We start from the raw sequence: 18,848 nt of genomic DNA, 5'->3' as shown, positions 1-18,848 counted from the left end.
ATATAGTCCAGTAGGCCTATCATTCAGTTGAGCACATTTCAAATAATGAAAAATTAACCATCGAAACCGATTCATTCTGAAATATTGCGACAACATAATCTTAAACGCATTCACCAACGGACCAGATACAACTATGACTCTCACTCCTGTAATTGCCATCCATGGTGGTGCTGGTGCCATCACCAGAACAGCCATGACTACAGAAAAAGAACAAGAATTCCGTCAGGCACTCTCCGAGATAGTTACCGCAGGTCAAACCATTCTTGCCTCAGGAGGCAGCGCACTGGATGCGGTAACCGAAGCGGTTCGATTATTGGAAGAAAACCCGCTATTCAATGCAGGAAAAGGGGCCGTTTTCACCCATGCTGGTACTAATGAACTCGATGCATCGATTATGGATGGTGCCACACTAAATGCAGGCGCTGTTGCTGGCGTATCTCATATCCGTAATCCAATTTTGGCCGCCCGTGCAGTGATGGAACATAGCAACCACGTAATGTTTATTGGCGATGGCGCTGAAGCATTTGCTAAAACTCAGAGAATTGAATTTGTAGAGCCTAAATATTACTTTACTGAAGCACGCTATGAACAACTCCAACGCGCTTTGCGAGAACAAAGTGGTGCGGTGCTGGATCACGATGGTGCAACAAAGGAAGCTCAAAAAAGCCAAAGTGAACCTATCGATCCAGACAAAAAATTCGGTACTGTGGGCGCTGTCGCTATCGACATTCATGGCAATCTGGCTGCGGCTACTTCTACCGGCGGCATGACCAATAAACAAGTAGGCAGAGTGGGTGACTCACCCCTTATCGGCGCTGGCTGCTATGCCAATAACCACACCGTTGCGGTATCCACCACCGGTACAGGCGAAATGTTTATGAGAACCGTTGCTGCATATGATGTTTCCGCCATGATGGAATATGCCGGAATGTCACTAGAACAAGCGACGGATAAAGTCGTCATGGAAAAGTTACCCGCCATCAATGGACGCGGAGGCTTAATTGCCATTGACTCAAAGGGAAACGTAGCGACCCCGTTTAATAGCGAAGGCATGTACCGGGGCATTGGCCGCGTGGGGCAAACGGTATATGTGAGTATTTATCGGGATTAGTGGTTGGCATGGGTGGGGCATTCAGACCCTGCCCTGTTTTTTTCGTTAAAAAATAAAAAAGCCGACTTCACAGTCGGCTTCTTCAAATTTGGTGGAGCTAGGCGGGATCGAACCGCCGACCTCTTGCATGCCATGCAAGCGCTCTCCCAGCTGAGCTATAACCCCAAATCTATATGATGCGTGTCTGGTAACAACATCGTTAGGACGGGCGCATAATATGAAACATCAGGGAGGTCTGTCAACGGCTAATTTGCAGAATTAATCTGAATGATGAAAAAGAAAGCAAAGCTGTCAATTTATAGGTAGAACAATATAAAAGTCGGACCTTTTACAGCCCGACTTTTATTATTCACCTAATAACCTTCTCCGTCATTAGATCTATTATTGTTGTGATTCACGCTCAGAAATGAATGCCAGTGCGCGATCGATTCGAGCCAGACTACGAGACTTACCGACTGCATGTACCGTTGCATCAACTCCCGGAGACTGACCGCAGCCGGTTACCGCAACACGCAACGGCATACCGACTTTACCCATCCCCACGTCTAATTCGGCAGCGGTGCTTTCAATCGCATGATGAACATTCTCAACGCTCCAGTCACTAATTGCACTCAGTTTAGCCCGAGCCAAATCCAGAGCCTCTTTCGCTACCGGGCGCAGATGTTTCTTAGCGGCATCGGCATCAAATTCATCAAACTCTTCATAGAAATAACGGCACGATTCCGCCATTTCTTTCAGAGTCTTACAACGCTCACCCAGCAGTTGAACAATTTCGACTAACTGTGGACCATTCTGAGTATTAAAACCTTGTTCATGTATATGCCATGATAAATGAACTGCGACATATTCAGGTGGCAAATGATTAATATAGTGATGATTTAACCACTGTAATTTTTCAGTATTGAATGCACTGGCTGATTTGCTAACAGCGTCCAGCGTAAATAGCTGCTTCATATCATCAACGCTAAAAATTTCCTGATCGCCATGAGACCACCCCAAGCGAACCAAATAATTCAACAGCGCCTCGGGTAAATAACCTGCATCACGATACTGCATCACGCTGGCAGCACCATTACGTTTAGACAACTTCTGCCCGTCATCACCCAGAATCATTGAAACATGGGCATATTCAGGAATTGGTGCACCCAGCGCTTTCAAAATATTAATTTGGCGAGGTGTATTATTGATATGATCTTCCCCACGGATTACGTGAGTGATCTCCATATCCCAGTCATCTACCACGACACAGAAGTTATAGGTTGGAGCACCATCAGTACGACGGATGATTAAATCATCCAACTCCTGATTGCTAATTTCAATTGGGCCACGAATTTTATCATCAAAAATCACTGAACCTTCTTGTGGGTTCAGGAAACGCACCACATGAGGTTCATTATCCGCATGATTGCACTGCTCATGAAGGCAATGACCATCATAGCGAGCCTTTTCGCCACGAGCCATTTGCTCTTCACGTAATGCTTCCAGACGCTCTTTAGAGCAATAGCATTTATACGCAGTACCCGCCGTCAACATTTCATCAATAACAGCGTTGTAGCGGTCAAAACGCTTAGTCTGAAAATAAGGGCCTTCATCCCAATCAATACCTAACCAGTTCATGCCATCCATAATCGCATCGATTGCTTTCTGGGTTGAACGTTCCAGATCGGTATCTTCAATTCGTAAAATGAACTCACCGCCCAAATGACGTGAAAACAGCCAGGAATAAAGCGCGGTACGAGCACCACCGACGTGTAAATCACCGGTTGGACTTGGAGCAAAACGTGTTTTTATTTTCATGGTCATGGAGCGTTAGCCTTGTTACAAGATTTAATTAGCAAAGATCAATTTAATATCTACCTTTCGCTATAGTGGCGCACATTCTATCACTCCATACTGAATCCTCAATGTTCAAGGCACACTGAAAACAGAGATAAATTTAAAAAGTATTTACCATACTGACTAAAATTACGACGAACAGTCAGTTTCATTCAAAAAATCATTGACTCAGTTGGACGGATCCCTATAATGCACCTCCACACGAGAAGGGTGATTAGCTCAGTTGGTAGAGCATCTCCTTTACACGGAGGGGGTCGGCGGTTCGAGCCCGTCATCACCCACCATTCTTTGTGTACTGTAGTAAAAACGCAGTAAAATAACGGCATGTAGTATTGGGTGATTAGCTCAGTTGGTAGAGCACCTCCTTTACACGGAGGGGGTCGGCGGTTCGAGCCCGTCATCACCCACCATGATTTGTGTAGCGTAGTAAAAATAGCAGTATTGAGTTTTGGGTGATTAGCTCAGTTGGTAGAGCACCTCCTTTACACGGAGGGGGTCGGCGGTTCGAGCCCGTCATCACCCACCATTAATTGGGTCGTTAGCTCAGTCGGTAGAGCAGTTGACTTTTAATCAATTGGTCGCAGGTTCGAATCCTGCACGACCCACCAATTATGGATAGTTTGTGATAGTATGGAAATGGCGCTCAAGGCGCTTTTTTTATGTAAACTTCCAGCGTGGCCCGGGTGGTGAAATCGGTAGACACAAGGGATTTAAAATCCCTCGGCGGCAACGCCGTGCGAGTTCAAGTCTCGCCCCGGGCACCATTTCAAATGTAGCATCCTCTTGTAAGTACCCCATCAAAACGAGCCATTCACTTTTAGAGATCTTCTGACATACTGATTATATCCCCAGAGGAGATCACCATGCGTAAAATCCGATTCACAGAGCACCAGATAATCGCCGTTCTTAAATCCGTTGAAGCCGGACGAACGGTGAAAGATGTCTGCCGTGAGGCCGCTATTTCTGAAGCCAGCTATTACAACTGGAAGGCGAAGTATGGCGGTATGGAAGCTGCTGATATCAAAAAAATCAAAGATCTTGAGGACGAGAATCGTCGCCTGAAACAGATGTTTGCCGATCTGAGTTTGGAATGCCGAGCGCTGAAGGATGTCATCGAAAAAAAGCTTTAAAACCAGCGATAAAGCGTGAACTCGTCGGCTATCTGACTACACAGTTTACGATGAGCATACGCCAGGCATGCAGGACGTTATCGCTGAGCAGGACAGTGTTTCGCTACCAACCGAATACGAGACGTGATGAAGCGGTGATCCAGGCGCTGACTGAAGCGGCTGAGCGTTATCCACGCTACGGATTTAAGAAACTTTTTCAGGTGCTTCGCAGGCAGGGGCATGCCTGGAACCACAAACGTGTGCACCGGATTTACTGCCTGCTAAAACTGAATTTTCGTCGTAAAGGTAAGCAACGCCTGCCGGTGCGCAATCCGGCTCCGCTGGCAACGCCGGACGCACTTAACCAGAGCTGGTCCATCGATTTTATGCACGACGCATTGGTCTGTGGCCGACGTTTTCGGACCTTCAACGTTGTGGATGATTTTAATCGTGAGGCTCTGGCCATAGAAATTGATCTGAATATCCCGGCACAGCGCGTCGTTCGAGTACTGGAGAGGATAGTGGAAAACCGGGGATATCCGCTGAAGATGCGAATGGATAATGGGCCGGAACTGATATCACTGACGCTGGCACAATGGGCTGAAGATCATGGTGTGAAGCTAGAATTTATCAAGCCAGGCAAGCCGACGCAGAATGCGTATATCGAACGGTTTAATCGGACGTATCGGACAGAAATACCGGATTTTTACCTGTTCAAAACGCTGAATGAAGTACGGGAGATCACAGATCGCTGGCTGAATGAATACAACAGTGAGCGACCTCATGAATCCCTGAATAACCTGACACCGGAAGAATACCGGCTGATGGCTGAAAACTCAGAAATCTCAAAAAATATGTGGTACTAAAACGGGTGTACTTACACTCTTATTTTCGCTTCTATAACCGATCTCAATATCAAAAATACAAAAAAAGAGCCTGAACAAGTCAGACTCTCTCAAATAACTTTATCCGCGTTTTAATGGTCGGATAACATTATCCAGCCCTTCTATCTTTAACGCTAAGGTCAGCTCCATCAGTTGCCCTAATGGACCCGCAGGAAAACCTTTCTTAGAAAACCATAATAGATATTCGTCGGGTAAATCCACCAACATTCTGCCCTTATATTTACCAAACGGCATTGGCGTATTGGCAATCTGAAGCAAATGTTCTTTCTCTATCATTCCATCAGTATCCTGTTTAGCTATTATGCGTCAAGTAAGCGGATCATCTCTGCCTCATCAATCACCGGGATATCCAACTCTTGAGCTTTAGCCAGTTTTGAACCTGCTGCTTCGCCGGCAATTACCATATCCGTTTTTTTCGACACGCTTCCACTAACCTTTGCGCCTAAAGCAATCAGTCTGGCTTTAGCGTCATCCCTGGACATTTGACTAAGTGACCCCGTTAGCACCACCGTTTTACCAGCAAAAGGACTATCTATCTCTTCGGCAACAATCACCACGGGTGCAGGCCAATGAATCGCAATTTCAGGACCAGTTAGCTCGTTAATAATGTGCTGATTATGCTCTTCACACAGAAAATTGAAGGTATGTTTAGCCACAACCTCTCCTACATCCTGCACAGTTTTAAGCGCATCCATATCCGCAGCTTGCAAAGCCTCTAGAGAACCAAAATGGCTGGCAAGATTAGCTGCCGTTGTTTCTCCCACTTCACGAATACCTAAAGCAAACAGAAAACGAGCAAACGTGGTCTTTTTGGATTTTTCCAGCGCTTCGACCAGATTCTGTGCTGACTTAGGCCCCATGCGTTCAAGGCGACTCAGAATACCAATCGACAAGCGATATAAATCAGCAGGCGTATGAACATATTCTTTATCCACTAACTGCTCGATGATCTTATCCCCCATCCCTTCTACATCCATGGCCCGGCGAGAAACAAAGTGCTTCAGAGACTCTTTTCTTTGAGCGGCGCAAACCAAGCCACCACTACAACGAGCGACTGCTTCACCCTCTATCTTTTCAACGCTTGAACCACATACAGGGCATTCGGTCGGGAAAACGATTTCTCTTGCGTCTAAGGGACGTTTTGACGCGATAACGCCGACGACCTGAGGAATGACATCACCTGCGCGACGAATCACTACCGTATCGCCAATACAGAGCCCTAAACGAGCAATCTCATCGGCATTATGCAGAGTCGCATTACTCACAGTGACCCCAGCAACGGTAACCGGCTCCAGACGAGCCACCGGCGTTATTGCCCCAGTACGTCCTACCTGAAACTCGACATCACGTAATATGGTCATCTGTTCCTGAGCCGGAAATTTAAATGCCGCTGCCCAGCGAGGTGCTTTAGCCACAAACCCCAACTCTTTCTGGAGTGCTAAATCATCAACTTTGATAACGACACCATCAATATCAAAACCTAGGCTAACACGCTGCTCTTGAACCTGATGATAAAAATCCAATACCTGCTGACTACCCTTACATAATTGAATACGATCGCTGACAGGTAATCCCCAGCGCTTAAACTGCATTAAACGTTCCCAGTGGCTATCAGGAAGTTCTCCGCCATCAATCAGGCCCACACCATAACAAAAGAAAGTCAGCGGCCTTTTGGCCGTAATTCTTGGGTCCAACTGCCTTAATGACCCTGCTGCGGCATTACGTGGGTTTGCAAATATTTTTTCATGATTACGTCGAGCATGCTCATTCAACTGTTCCAAGCCTGCCTGCGGCATAAAAACCTCACCCCGAACTTCAAGACGATGTGGAATATTTTCGCCCGTCAGACGTAAAGGTATAGCGCCAATTGTCCTCACATTCGAGGTAATATTTTCTCCGGTAGTACCATCGCCCCGAGTAGCGCCCTGTACCAGACGACCATCTTCATATAGTAAACTGACGGCTAATCCATCCAGCTTCAACTCACAACAAAACGTGATATCTTCATCGATCTTTAAACGGTCATGTAGCCGTTTATCAAAAGCCAAGTAACTTTGTTCATCAAATACGTTATCCAACGATAACATTGGGACTTCATGAGTTACCTGCTCAAATGCAGATAAAGGCGCAGCGCCAACGCGTTGTGTTGGTGAATCATCGGTTACCCACTCAGGATGAGCGCCCTCAATATCTCGCAGTTCGCGCATCAAACGATCATATTCAGCATCAGGAATTTCTTGTGCATCAAGAACATGGTACAGATATTCGTGATGACGCAGTTGTTCACAGAGTTCAATTAAACGTTGCTTAAGGGATTCCATCATTCATTCACCGATAATGATAAAAAACCCCCGGCTAGCGGGGGTTTTATTAAATAAATAGATAATCAAATAACAGCCTTATTCATTATTACTTGGATGCACTCTCAAGTACTTCTCTGATTTGGGCCTTATAAGTTTCAAGCTTTTGAGGAGTTATCATATGACGAGCATCATCTAAAACCACGCCACCGACATCATCAGCAATACGCTGTGCAGACTGAAGCATCAGCTTAAAGTTCTGATGAGCATTGCCATAAGACGGCACCATCATAAACATGGAGATACCAGGCGTTAAAAAGTCAGCCATATTTTCTGGATCAAACGAACCGGGTTTGATCATGTTAGCCAAACTGAACAATACCGGGCCGCTTCCTGCCGGATCAACATGGCGATGGAATATACCCATAGCGCCAAATTTAAATCCTGCATGCAAAATACTCGGTAACAGTACATCGCCAGCAATACTACCGCCATTCAATGCAGAAACGTGTAATACAATCACCAGTTCCCGTGGTTTATCCGTAAGCTGAGCTCTGGTCTCCTCCTGCACCTGTGCAGAAGCAGTAATAACCTCCACGATTTCTTGTTCTACCGGTTTAGGTTCTTCCGGGAAAGCCAAAACATCATCAAAAGACATCTGAATCGGTGAAACCTCATCATCTTCAGGCTCCAGCTCTAATTCAGAGGCTGGCGGCTTCAGCTCGTTTGATACTAACGAGAACTCGGGCAGTGGTTTAGTTTCCACAACCGGTTCCTGAACAGATAATGGTTCGGTTCGAGATACTGAAACTGAGCGAACACGAACTTCTCCAACCCCTTCCTCCAAAGAGTCAAAAGGCCTTGAGTTTTCTTGTGTCATCCCACGCTTCGGTGGTTTATCCCGAAAAATTGACGAGCGTTCCTTACGGCTGATCCATAAACCGTGTATTAACAACGCTAAAATTGCTATAGCTCCAACAACTATCAATACTAGACGCAAATTCTGCATCATCGCTATCTCTGCTCTTCTAATACATGCCACCGCGGCAAACATTCACCCTACTAATCTATTTGTCCGCGTATCCAAGTGCAAGCCTGTGCTTGATTTTATTCTCGATAAATACGTTTTTTTACTTTTTTGCTTACTTTTTAGCCTTCACAAAGTTCGCAATGTATTTATCATAGAATATGATAACCTGATTTGCGTTTATAACTGGAACTTTTAATGCATGACAATACAATCTGATCAATATGACCAATCCGCTAAAAGCGGTTTTCACTATATCACACAAGGTTTTAAGCTTGTTACTCTTCCTGGTATCAAACGCTTTGTTATCCTCCCCCTATTAATCAATATTTTGCTAATCGGTGGTGCATTCTGGTGGTTATACAGCCAGTTAGGCGAATGGATCCCCACTCTTATGAGCTATGTTCCGAACTGGTTGCAGTGGCTGAGTTATTTGCTCTGGCCTGTGTCAGTGATCACCATTCTACTAATTTTTGGTTATCTTTTTAGTACTATAGCTAACTGGATTGCTGCGCCATTTAATGGCCTCTTAGCCGAAAAGCTTGAAGCAAAGTTAACAGGAAAACCATTACCTGATACCAGCATCATCAAAGATATCCCACGCATTATGAAGCGCGAATGGCTAAAACTGGCTTATTACCTGCCTCGAGCTCTACTACTGTTGGTTCTTTACTTTATTCCTGGCGTTGGCCAAACACTATTTCCTGTTTTATGGTTTCTGTTTAGCTCATGGATGCTTTCCATCCAGTACAACGACTATCCTTTCGATAACCATAAAGTTAGTTTTAAAGATATGAAGCTAACGCTGAGTCAGGAAAAAGTTCGCAATATCCAGTTTGGCGCAGTCGTCAGCCTGTTCACCATGATACCGTTTCTGAATCTGTTCATTATGCCGGTTGCCGTGTGTGGTGCGACGGCGATGTGGGTTGAGAGGTATCGGGGGAAGTTGGTCGGGGAATAAATAACCAGATAAAACACGCAATATGGCCCATTTCAGTAAAAATGGGCCGCCTACGAAATTTAAATTAACTTAATACATATTGCAGCTAATGCCGTTCGCCAATCAGACTCTTCAATACCTGAATATTGCTTGATCTTTTGACAGTTCAATATTGAATATTTAGGCCGGGCAGCTGGTGTTGGATAGTCTTTCGTTGTAATTCCTTTTACTTCAGGACTACCAGAGTAACCTACCATTTTCGCTTGTTTAAAGATGGCTTCAGCAAACTCAAACCAACTAACGTCTTTATCGCCACAGTAATGGTAGATACCACCTTTAACATTGCTATTTTGCACTAATAACAATATAGCATTTGCAATATCTCCAGCATAAGTTGGACAACCACGTTGGTCGGCAACCACTCCTAAGCAGGCACGGTCTACTCCTAACCTCAACATAGTTTTTACAAAATTATTACCATATTCACTAAAAACCCAAGCTGTACGAATAACGATAGATTCATCGTTCACAGCTAAAACTGATAATTCACCATCCAGTTTGGTTTTTCCATATATACCTAATGGATTAGTAACATCTGTTTCTTGATATGGAGTTACCGCATTCCCATCAAATACATAATCCGTTGAGATATGGATAAATTTAGCATTAACTCGTAATGCTGCATTAGCCAAATTTCTAGCACCATCAACATTCACTAGTGATGCAATTTCAGACTCTGATTCAGCCTTATCCACGGCAGTATAGGCTGCTGCATTTACAATTAGGTCTGGCTTGAAAGAATCGACTTCAGCAAACACAGCTAAACTATCAGTAATGTCTAATGTTTTTGCATCAGTTTCACGGATCACCCACCCGACAGGCAAACGATCCTGAAAACACCGACCCAACTGCCCATCGGCACCAGTAAGTAATACACGCATCAAAAAAGATCCTTAAATCTTTTACCTAACATATCTTTATCTGAAAGTATTGGGTTATCAATTGGCCATTCAATACCAACGTCAGGATCATTCCAGATCAAGCATCCCTCACTAGCTGGGTTATAATAGTCAGTACATTTATACTCAAAATCGGCAATATCAGATAACACCACAAAGCCATGTGCCAATCCAGGAGGAATCCAAAATTGAGTTTTATTGTCTTCAGAAAGAAACGCACCGTCCCATTGACCAAATGTTGGCGAATCGGGACGAATATCAACTGCAACATCAAAGACTTCACCGCGCACTACTCGTACTAACTTACCTTGAGGATTTATACGTTGAAAATGTAAGCCACGAAGCACACCTTTTTGGGAGCGCGAATAATTATCTTGAACAAACTCAACGTCGAGTTCTAAAAGATCTTGGTAGCGTTTTTTTTCATACGTTTCAAGAAAAAAGCCTCTCTTATCACCAAAGACTTTGGGCTCAATAATTTTTACACCTGATATTTTAGTTTTCTTTATTAACATATCTCATTACCGATTAGAGAGAACAATAACTTTTATAACCTAGATTTTATTCCAAACGAAAAACCTAAACTGTGTAATGTTGACTTCAATGAAAATCTTAATGCACTCTTTAAATGCCAAAAAAATGCTTTTGACATCAGTTTTCTATTATCATGCTGGGCGTAGTGAACTGCTTTTACTTCGGGAAGATAAGTAACTAAGATACCTTTATCTTTTAATCTCCAACATAAATCCACATCTTCACAATACATAAAATACGATTCATCAAATCCACCAATCGAAATAAAAGTATTAGATTTGATTAAAATAAATGAACCCGCACACCAATCAACTTTTGTATGGCTAGATATATTGTTTTTATTAAGGATAGTTCTATTTTGACGAAATAATAAAGAGGAAACAAAATCAATAATCGTTGGGAATGTTCTAATTGAATTATCAGAAAGAGTAAGTTCATTATCTCTAAATAAATTTACCGTTACGAGTTCATAATTATTTTGGATAGTGATATTATAAAGTTCTCTTAAAGAATCATCGGTGATACTAACGTCTGGATTTAGAAATAAAAAATAATCATCATTATGAAACTCATGATTCTCATTTAAACATCTAACAACTTCGTTATTATTAGCTCCAAATCCTAGTGAATTATCAGTGACAATATAACCTATATTATTTTTAGAACAGAAATGTTTAAGAGCATTATCTTTTAGATTATCTTTCACATAAAGATTATAAAAATCAGATGAAGTGTTAAGCAAATTTACTAAGTTGTAAATAAACTCAGTATGGCCGTGCGAAACAATGACTATGTTAATCATTTTTAACCTTATATATGATAAATTTTAGAAAATCATCCCATCCAAATATTTCCCTTGAATCACTATGATTATCATCACTATTGTTGCCCTTATTAGAAAAAGAAAAATCATTTTTTTGATTTCTCAAATCCAACAATAAATTGGCTAACTCTTTAGGTGATCCAGGAGAAAAAAAACTAGCATAGGGATACTTTCCTACAGTTTCATGAGCATAAGGTAAATCAGCGGCAAAGATTCTTAAACCATAATCTTTGGCTTCGCTAATTGGCAACCCCCAAGTTTCCAGCATCGATGGAAAACAAAGAACGTCCGAATTCTGATATGCCTGTTTCATCATTTTGGCTGATTGATAACCAAGAAAATTAGCATTCCTTAAATGTGAATATTTTCTGTATAACTCTTTAGAATACTTATTTTCACTACCGTCAATTGTAACGTTAAATGAAAAACCACCATCTTTCTCAACTAACTCAGCCACCTGAAAAAGATATTCATAATTCTTAAAAACCCGAGGCACCGCAGGATAAATAACCCGGATAATCTTATCATCAGCAAATTCTTTAACCCTAACATCAACATTATTATCAGAGTTACGTGAATCAGTGGGGTATGAAACAACGATATTATTAACATCATATCGTTCTTTAAATGCTTTAGCTAACCACTGTTGCTGAACGAATATCGCATCATTTTTTCGGATGTTAAATCGATAAAAAAAGCTATAAAGGTATCTAAAAACGAAAAAGGATGGTTCTATAGTTAATTCCCTCAACCCTGCTCGGCGATAAAAAGGCGACGGATTATGGCAATAAACAAAACGATACTTGCTTACAACGTTCGGCGTAACATCATGCAAAGATAAGCATGCCTATTCCATTATAAGCCACAAGTAGTATTGCTACGCGTATTCTTTGTAAGGAATGTATAGATAAATATATTTCCTTAAAGCATTCATAATGAATATTATTAAAAAATATAGCTTTCGTATGGGTTCACTATTTTCATCGTCGACATATAAAACAGAATACCTACAATTATAATTAAGAAACCATATAGCAGGCGACTTCTATTATTAAGACACATCAAAGGTAAAATAAGCGTCACCATATCAAACAAGCCTATTACTTCAACTGTTCTTAATGCTATCGCATCATTCCATGATAATGCGGCGTGAAAAAACAAGCTCAGAGAAGTAAAAAATAAATAAATTTTATATTCAGATATCAATTTAGAATAGCAGATAAACATTAAAAAATAGAATACAAAAAATCTCACTAAATAATAGGATGTAAGTAGTGAAACTTTCTCAGTCATATACTCACCATTGAGATAAACATTTAATCTATCAGAATTTATCAATGGTAAAATATTTTTTATTCCCTCCCCCATAAAAATCCCCAGAAGGGGTAATGCTAATAATAAGAAAAAAAACATCCTTTTGTTTTTAATAAAACCATATATTACATACAAAACTATTAATAATAATGAAGATAGATGTATTAACCCAGCAAGCAATACAAATAAATATGTCTTTTTCTTATGATATTTCATTAAAAACACTATACTATATGACGCTAGCGCAATCGCAAGACCGGCTCTAACCTGTGTGAAATCATGTAATAAATAGAATCTAGAAAATATCAGAAAAAAAATTAATAAAGTAAATTTTCCATTAAAAATGGTTGATGAGAATTTAAGTTTGAATAGAATGGAAAGAAAAGAGACTAAAGTAAAAAATAGAATATAACCATCGCTAAAAATTGATGAAAATTTATAAATTAAAATAAACCCTATATCTTTACCTTGAGCTACTACGTCACTAAAAGAACTTCCAATATTATCGATCCAGCGGGTATAGCCAAGATAATCTCGATCAACCAATGGCTTTCGACTTCCAGAAAATACAGATAAGAAAATTGCCATAGATAGCAACATCAATGACTGAAAGTGTTTTTTGGGGCTTACATATATCTTAAAAAGCCCCGTCAGACACAAACACAGAATCACTCCTGTATAAAGCATCTGATACATTATTTAAAATGCCCTTTATACATATTACGAAAAAAACCATCTATAACTGCTTTACATAATAACCCTACAGAATAAATTTTTCTTTTAGATACAGTAGAATAAAAAATAATATAACACGGGATTTTAAAAAGAAACAATAAACGACTTCTGAATCGAAGACTATTATTAAATAACAAGTAGGTTGCATTCCTGACAATAAAATAGTTTCTAAAATCAGTATGTAAATTAATATTTTTCCCCGTAAATTTAACGAAATCATCGCCAATACTATGTTTCATTAAAACTGAAGGTATAATAAAAGTATAATAACCCAGCTTATTGCATCGCTCTCCCCACTCAATATCAACCCAATCTATAAATAATTTTTCATCCATCATACCAAACTTACTAAGAATGTTTGTTCTTATTAAGCTACCTGATGCAATAATATAATCACTCTTAATATATTCTTTATTTTCATCTATAGGTATTTTTTTAGTATGCAGCAACTTAACATTAATCGCCGGAGCCTTTTCACCTGTTTTTTCATCAATAAATGCAGGTCCAACAGCAGCTACTTGTATATTGTTGTTTAGCAGTTTATGTTCTGCATCAAGCAAATCACGGACCATACTCAATGGTAATTCACTATCTTGATCCAAAAGTAACACGTGGGAAAAAGAATTACCTTGGGAGAATTTAATACCTACATTCTGCGCTGCAGCTATTCCATAATTATCACCAAGGGGTTTATATATGATTTTATTATTAAACTGCAAAAAAACCTTCTTTAACTCTTCTGTATTAGCATTAGGAGTATTATCAACAATAATAATTTTTTCAACCTGATTGACAACACTAATTAGTAGTCGACTTAATGTCGAAAAGTCAGGATTAAAAAGTACAATTATAGCTAGTACGCTTTTGTTAGCCATTAGTAGTAATTACCTTAAATATATTCGTTTGATATCGCAAAATTCATTTCTCTCTAATACATCAAGAAAAAGAAGTTATTATTTTTCATAAAAATACATTACAAGTATTCAATTATTTTTTGTAAGTATATTATTAAATTCAATACCGACTATATCCCATGAGATTTTTTTTATTATTTTCAAGTTACGTTCAATCTCATGATTTATTTCTACATCACTCAATTCCAATGCTGTATTAAGGCTATCAAATATGTAGTGAGCACCAAAAGTAGTTAGTACAAGTTTACTATTGGTACCTACTAATGGTGCATAATTAGATATAACCAAACACCCGGAAGCCATTGCTTCCGCACATGGATAATGAAACGCACCATCTTCAACTAACCCAACGGCCAGCATAATATCATTCATACGATAAAAATTTGCCAGTTCCTCATCTGAATTGATATCAATATACGTATAAGACATATTGTTTTTATCTAGCTTAATTTTATTTTCTTCACTCAAATAAACCGCGATATTAATATTAAATTGGCTACTAAAACTGCCCGATATCAAAATATCAATGACTTCATTAGTTCCTTTATGCGCTTCTTTTCTTCCTACCAACCCAACAGTTTTTTTCCTTCCTTCGTTTTCATTTATTCTTTGTCTAAAGAGATCTGTATCAACACCTGCTGAAACTATCCCATCAAAATTATTGATACTTCTTGGCAACAACTGGGCACTATTCACTATTTTTCTTAAAGGTAAAATATAGCTTAAATAAACTATTGCTCGTCGCCACAACTGCTTATAAAAAACGACCTCATACGCTTGTATATAATAAAATTTCTTTAGCTTAGATGGTAACAGAAAAACTAAAAATGCAGTTGGATGAAAACTAGCTATTGCACAATCAGGTTTAATAGCTTTGCAAACTCTCAATATTCGATAAAAATTAATTACCGAACATATTATTTTTATATATCGAGTTTCTCGTTTAACCTTTACAATATCAGCTGAGGTCGGATAATACGGCTTAGCATTATGTTCTGGAGCTATAAAGATCACATCATGACCGCAATTCTTAAGTTGTGTTGCTAGTTTTGAAATTACTCTTTCACCACCAGATTTCCCAAACCCAAAAACAGGAAATATTATTTTCAACTTATGGCCTCTTCTTTCTTTATGCTTATGATGTTTGTGTATGTAAAAGCAAAGATAAAATAAAGTATATAATTAATCATATAACCTATATTTGCTCCTTGAGCTCCATACAGTTTAACAAAAATTAACGATAATATAACAAAGCCGAATGAAAATAGCACTTCAGATATAATATAAATCTTAGTTTTACCTTGAGTCAAAATAGGATATGCATAGATAAATGCAGCCACTTTAATTACATCACCAATTAACTGATATAAAAACAGCTCCCTAGCTGCTCTAAACTCTTCTGTGAAAAGTAAAGTAATGCAGATATCTCGCATAAAATAAATACCAGCAGCCATAAGAACAACAATCGGTAGAATATTTTTCATTAATACTGCAACTTCTTTCTTAATAACTATTGGATTCTTAAGCAATGAAAGCTTTGGTATAACATATGTGCTTAGTGCTATTGTAATTACACTAAGATAAACTTCAGATATTTTCCATACTGACTGCCATTGACCAGCTTGATTCCAACCGGACTCCTCAACTATGATATTACGCACTAATATTAGAGCAATGGGAGCCGTTACTGCAGTGGTTAATGCCATAATGGTATAACCAAATATTCCTTTTAAACTTTCCTTATCTGTCTTTCCTATCCAATACTTTATTTTAAACCATGATGTTGTCATTGCGTAAATAAGCATAACTAGTCCAGATAAGGCGCTACCTAGTACAATAGCAATCAATCCACCTGTTAAGCCATAATTGATTATCAGTATTATTATTAAAGTCGTAGATATAATAACGGAAAACATACCAAGTGAAATAAATTCCTTATACTTCTCCTTACCATTTAATACTGATGATATAATCGTATTAGCCAACGAGAATGGCAATACCACACAACCTAAGATAATTAACCATGCGTATTTATTCGTAGAAAATACATAATAAGAAATAGTATCCGCACAAAAGATTACTAAAGGAATTATGCACAACATTAGAGCACATGAAATACATAAACATGCTCGCCACCATGGAATACATGAAACTATACTCTGGTTATGATTTTCTGCTGTATATCGTACAAGACCATTGCCTGCCGGGGCTGTAACAAGTCCATTGATAATAACAATAATACTTTGCAATTGGCCAAGCATCGCCATACCTGACGGTCCTGCATATATTGCAATGACTTTGCTAACAATAAACCCAGCCGCCATCTTTAGAAGTGTATAACATCCAGAAAAGAAGGTGACTTTATAAATTTTTTTCATTATCTAAAGTTATTAATGATATTTACAACACAATCAATTTCAGCAGTCTCCATAACAGGACTTATAGGGATAGATAAAATTTCCCTGTGAATCTGTTCCGTTAGAGGTAAAACATAATCATTGAACTCTTGATATGCCTTCTGTTTATGTGGAGGAATAGGATAGTGAATTAGTGTTTGAATGCCATTTTCTGATAAATAGCTTTGTAATCTGGACCTTTCTTTGCATCTCAGCACGAATAAATGCCAGACATGCCTATTTCTCTCTTGATAATTCGGTAATGTAACTAGCGGATTATTAATTTTTGATAAATAGTACTCAGCAATTTTCTGTCTAAGTATAGTTTCATCAGCCAAGTATTTTATTTTCACTCTCAACATTGCAGCTTGGATTTCATCAAGTCTACTATTGACCCCTTGGTATAGGTTCTCATATTTTTTATGTGAGCCATAGTTTCTAAGAGCAACTAAGATATCAGCTAACTTATCATCATTTGTTGTTATAGCACCGGCATCACCTAGCGCTCCCAGGTTTTTACCTGGGTAGAAACTAAATCCACTGGCATCTCCCCATGCCCCAGCTTTAACGCCAGCAATTTCTGCACCATGTGACTGAGCACAATCTTCCAGAATAAGTAAATTGTGATCTTTTGCTAACTGGCAAATCTCATCCATTGGAGATATGGTTCCATAAATATGGACAGGTAGAATGGCTTTTGTCTTAGATGTAATACACTTTTTAATACCCTGAGCATCAAGATTATAAGTATCTATATTAGGCTCACACAATACCGGTTTCAATCCGTTTTCAGAAATTGCTAAAATTGATGCGATGTAGGTATTCGCAGGGACAATAACTTCATCGCCATCATTGAGTAAGCCAAGTTCTTTCCATGCTCTTAACACCAATATTAAGGCATCAAGCCCATTAGCTACTCCAATACAATGCTTAGTATTGCAATAAGAAGCAAATTCAGCCTCAAACTCAGTTAACTCTTTTCCCATGATATACCAGCCAGAATCAATTACTCTGCTACATGCTTCTTTTAATTCATATTCGTATTGAGAATTTATCTTTTTTAAATCCAAAAAAATAATATTATTCATCTTGACTCATCCACCTAATTACTTTTGCAGGATTGCCGACAACAACAGCATATGCAGGAACGTCTTTGGTCACCACGCTGCCAGCACCAACCATAGCCATCTCGCCGATAGTTACACCGGGAAGAATAGTTGCATTTGCTCCTATTGAAGCACCTTTTTTGACTTTTATTTTTAAAAACTTATCAGGATATATTTTTGAACGTGGAATTTTATCATTCGTAAATGTCACGCACGGTCCAATAAATACATTATCCTCAAGTTCTACACCATCCCAAATGTATACACCACTTTTAACGGTGACATTATTTCCAATTATTACATCATTCTCTATTAAAGTATTTGCACAAATATTACAGTTTTCACCAATAACAGCGCCTTTCAATACAACGACAAATTGCCAAATATTAGTCCCCTTACCTATAGACGTTGATTTTACGTCACTAAGACTATGGATGTTCATTTATATCCTCCATAAACTCTGTATAGTTACGAATATAATCGGCCTCATCGTAAAAATCATTTGCTAATACCATTAATATACAATCATCACTAAAATCATACATCTCATGCCATATATATGGTTCAATTAATAATCCCTTTGCGGGATCATCCAATAATACTTGTTTTTTTAACTTTCCATCATCAAGATGAAATTTACATTGTCCTCTAACGGCAATAGCTATTTGTCTAATTGATTTATGGGCATGATACCCCCTGCGAATGTCTTTCAATGTATCAAACATATAATAAACACGCTTTATAGGGAATGGAATATTCTTTTCCTCTTCCAGTGCAATTAATAGACCTCTTTCATCGCCATGTTTTTGTAAAGGAATTAATTGAATTTCCATTATTTC

18 protein-coding genes and 6 tRNA genes are annotated in these 18,848 nt (G+C 39.1%); 8 read left to right on the top strand and 16 right to left on the bottom strand.

The features are described from left to right. The first annotated feature begins 133 nt into the window (after positions 1-133). Positions 134-1,111 (top strand): isoaspartyl peptidase/L-asparaginase family protein, encoded by a 978-nt coding sequence (locus tag HYN51_RS04365; protein WP_108901719.1) that lies wholly within the window; start codon positions 134-136, stop codon positions 1,109-1,111. An 89-nt stretch (positions 1,112-1,200) separates the two neighbouring features. Here the strand turns inward: HYN51_RS04365 and HYN51_RS04360 are convergent. Both HYN51_RS04360 and gltX read right to left on the bottom strand, forming a co-directional pair. Then, positions 1,201-1,276, bottom strand: a tRNA-Ala gene (locus HYN51_RS04360). A gap of 216 nt (positions 1,277-1,492) precedes the next feature. Continuing rightward, on the bottom strand, positions 1,493-2,908 hold the full coding sequence (gene gltX, locus HYN51_RS04355) for a glutamate--tRNA ligase (RefSeq protein WP_108902159.1): 1,416 nt from the start codon (positions 2,906-2,908) through the stop codon (positions 1,493-1,495). A gap of 247 nt (positions 2,909-3,155) precedes the next feature. On the opposite strand from gltX, the gene HYN51_RS04350 reads away from it, so the two are divergent. The 6 genes from HYN51_RS04350 to HYN51_RS04325 all read left to right on the top strand — a co-directional run bounded on the left by HYN51_RS04350 (position 3,156) and on the right by HYN51_RS04325 (position 4,922). Then, a tRNA-Val gene (locus HYN51_RS04350) sits at positions 3,156-3,231 on the top strand. A 50-nt stretch (positions 3,232-3,281) separates the two neighbouring features. Further along, a tRNA-Val gene (locus tag HYN51_RS04345) sits at positions 3,282-3,357 on the top strand. A gap of 40 nt (positions 3,358-3,397) precedes the next feature. After that, positions 3,398-3,473: transfer RNA gene (locus HYN51_RS04340), tRNA-Val, on the top strand. A 6-nt stretch (positions 3,474-3,479) separates the two neighbouring features. After that, positions 3,480-3,555: transfer RNA gene (locus HYN51_RS04335), tRNA-Lys, on the top strand. Between the two features lie 69 nt (positions 3,556-3,624). After that, positions 3,625-3,711: transfer RNA gene (locus HYN51_RS04330), tRNA-Leu, on the top strand. Positions 3,712-3,810: 99 nt separating this feature from the next. Then, positions 3,811-4,922 (top strand): IS3 family transposase gene (locus HYN51_RS04325; protein WP_407936335.1). Its coding sequence is split into 2 segments (ribosomal slippage): positions 3,811-4,063 and positions 4,063-4,922, totalling 1,113 coding nucleotides; the frame shifts between segments, so codons are not numbered across the junction. A 99-nt stretch (positions 4,923-5,021) separates the two neighbouring features. On the opposite strand, the gene HYN51_RS04320 is transcribed toward HYN51_RS04325, so the two are convergent. From HYN51_RS04320 to zipA, 3 genes are all read right to left on the bottom strand, one after another. Further along, positions 5,022-5,237 (bottom strand): DUF3820 family protein, encoded by a 216-nt coding sequence (locus HYN51_RS04320; RefSeq protein WP_108901717.1) that lies wholly within the window; start codon positions 5,235-5,237, stop codon positions 5,022-5,024. 23 nt (positions 5,238-5,260) lie between these two features. Further along, complete coding sequence (gene ligA / locus HYN51_RS04315) at positions 5,261-7,282, bottom strand: NAD-dependent DNA ligase LigA (RefSeq protein ID WP_108902158.1); 2,022 nt, start codon at positions 7,280-7,282, stop codon at positions 5,261-5,263. 88 nt (positions 7,283-7,370) lie between these two features. After that, positions 7,371-8,273 carry a cell division protein ZipA gene (gene zipA, locus HYN51_RS04310; protein ID WP_108901716.1) on the bottom strand — a complete coding sequence of 301 codons (903 nt, stop codon included), beginning with the start codon at positions 8,271-8,273 and terminating at the stop codon, positions 7,371-7,373. Positions 8,274-8,490: 217 nt separating this feature from the next. Here zipA and cysZ point away from each other — a divergent pair, with 217 nt between their 5' ends. Then, positions 8,491-9,249, top strand: coding sequence for a sulfate transporter CysZ (cysZ, locus tag HYN51_RS04305; RefSeq protein ID WP_108901715.1), 759 nt, complete (start codon positions 8,491-8,493; stop codon positions 9,247-9,249). A gap of 59 nt (positions 9,250-9,308) precedes the next feature. Here cysZ and rfbD read toward each other — a convergent pair whose 3' ends face one another. From rfbD to HYN51_RS04250, 11 genes are all read right to left on the bottom strand, one after another. After that, positions 9,309-10,169 carry a dTDP-4-dehydrorhamnose reductase gene (rfbD, locus tag HYN51_RS04300; protein WP_108901714.1) on the bottom strand — a complete coding sequence of 287 codons (861 nt, stop codon included), beginning with the start codon at positions 10,167-10,169 and terminating at the stop codon, positions 9,309-9,311. Then, positions 10,169-10,702, bottom strand: coding sequence for a dTDP-4-dehydrorhamnose 3,5-epimerase (rfbC, locus tag HYN51_RS04295; protein WP_108901713.1), 534 nt, complete (start codon positions 10,700-10,702; stop codon positions 10,169-10,171). The genes rfbD and rfbC overlap by 1 nt, the downstream gene beginning before the upstream one ends. 32 nt (positions 10,703-10,734) lie before the next feature. Beyond that, the gene (locus tag HYN51_RS04290; RefSeq protein WP_108901712.1) at positions 10,735-11,523 is read right to left on the bottom strand and encodes a glycosyltransferase; all 789 of its coding nucleotides are present in this window, start codon (positions 11,521-11,523) and stop codon (positions 10,735-10,737) included. Next, on the bottom strand, positions 11,516-12,379 hold the full coding sequence (locus HYN51_RS04285) for a glycosyltransferase (protein WP_108901711.1): 864 nt from the start codon (positions 12,377-12,379) through the stop codon (positions 11,516-11,518). The genes HYN51_RS04290 and HYN51_RS04285 overlap by 8 nt, the downstream gene beginning before the upstream one ends. Before the next feature lie 110 nt (positions 12,380-12,489). After that, a complete protein-coding gene (locus HYN51_RS04280; RefSeq protein ID WP_157952983.1) occupies positions 12,490-13,446 on the bottom strand; it encodes an EpsG family protein in 957 nt (318 codons plus the stop codon). Between the two features lie 107 nt (positions 13,447-13,553). Further along, positions 13,554-14,468, bottom strand: a complete 915-nt coding sequence (locus HYN51_RS04275) for a glycosyltransferase family 2 protein (RefSeq protein WP_108901709.1) — start codon at positions 14,466-14,468, stop codon at positions 13,554-13,556. Positions 14,469-14,576: 108 nt separating this feature from the next. Further along, positions 14,577-15,617, bottom strand: coding sequence for a glycosyltransferase family protein (locus tag HYN51_RS04270; RefSeq protein ID WP_108901708.1), 1,041 nt, complete (start codon positions 15,615-15,617; stop codon positions 14,577-14,579). After that, positions 15,614-16,885, bottom strand: a complete 1,272-nt coding sequence (locus tag HYN51_RS04265) for an O-antigen translocase (RefSeq protein WP_108901707.1) — start codon at positions 16,883-16,885, stop codon at positions 15,614-15,616. The genes HYN51_RS04270 and HYN51_RS04265 overlap by 4 nt, the downstream gene beginning before the upstream one ends. Further along, positions 16,885-17,991 carry a DegT/DnrJ/EryC1/StrS family aminotransferase gene (locus HYN51_RS04260; RefSeq protein WP_108901706.1) on the bottom strand — a complete coding sequence of 369 codons (1,107 nt, stop codon included), beginning with the start codon at positions 17,989-17,991 and terminating at the stop codon, positions 16,885-16,887. The genes HYN51_RS04265 and HYN51_RS04260 overlap by 1 nt, the downstream gene beginning before the upstream one ends. Beyond that, entirely contained in the window at positions 17,984-18,451 is a 468-nt protein-coding gene (locus HYN51_RS04255) for an acyltransferase (protein ID WP_108901705.1), read from the bottom strand. The genes HYN51_RS04260 and HYN51_RS04255 overlap by 8 nt, the downstream gene beginning before the upstream one ends. Further along, complete coding sequence (locus tag HYN51_RS04250) at positions 18,438-18,842, bottom strand: sugar 3,4-ketoisomerase (RefSeq protein ID WP_108901704.1); 405 nt, start codon at positions 18,840-18,842, stop codon at positions 18,438-18,440. The genes HYN51_RS04255 and HYN51_RS04250 overlap by 14 nt, the downstream gene beginning before the upstream one ends. Between the last annotated feature and the right edge of the window lie 6 nt (positions 18,843-18,848).

This window comes from Limnobaculum parvum (assembly GCF_003096015.2).
In the GTDB taxonomy this organism is placed as follows: domain Bacteria; phylum Pseudomonadota; class Gammaproteobacteria; order Enterobacterales; family Enterobacteriaceae; genus Limnobaculum; species Limnobaculum parvum.
The sequence above is the reverse complement of the archived record's forward strand: the minus strand, read 5'-3'. Positions and strand labels throughout refer to the sequence as shown.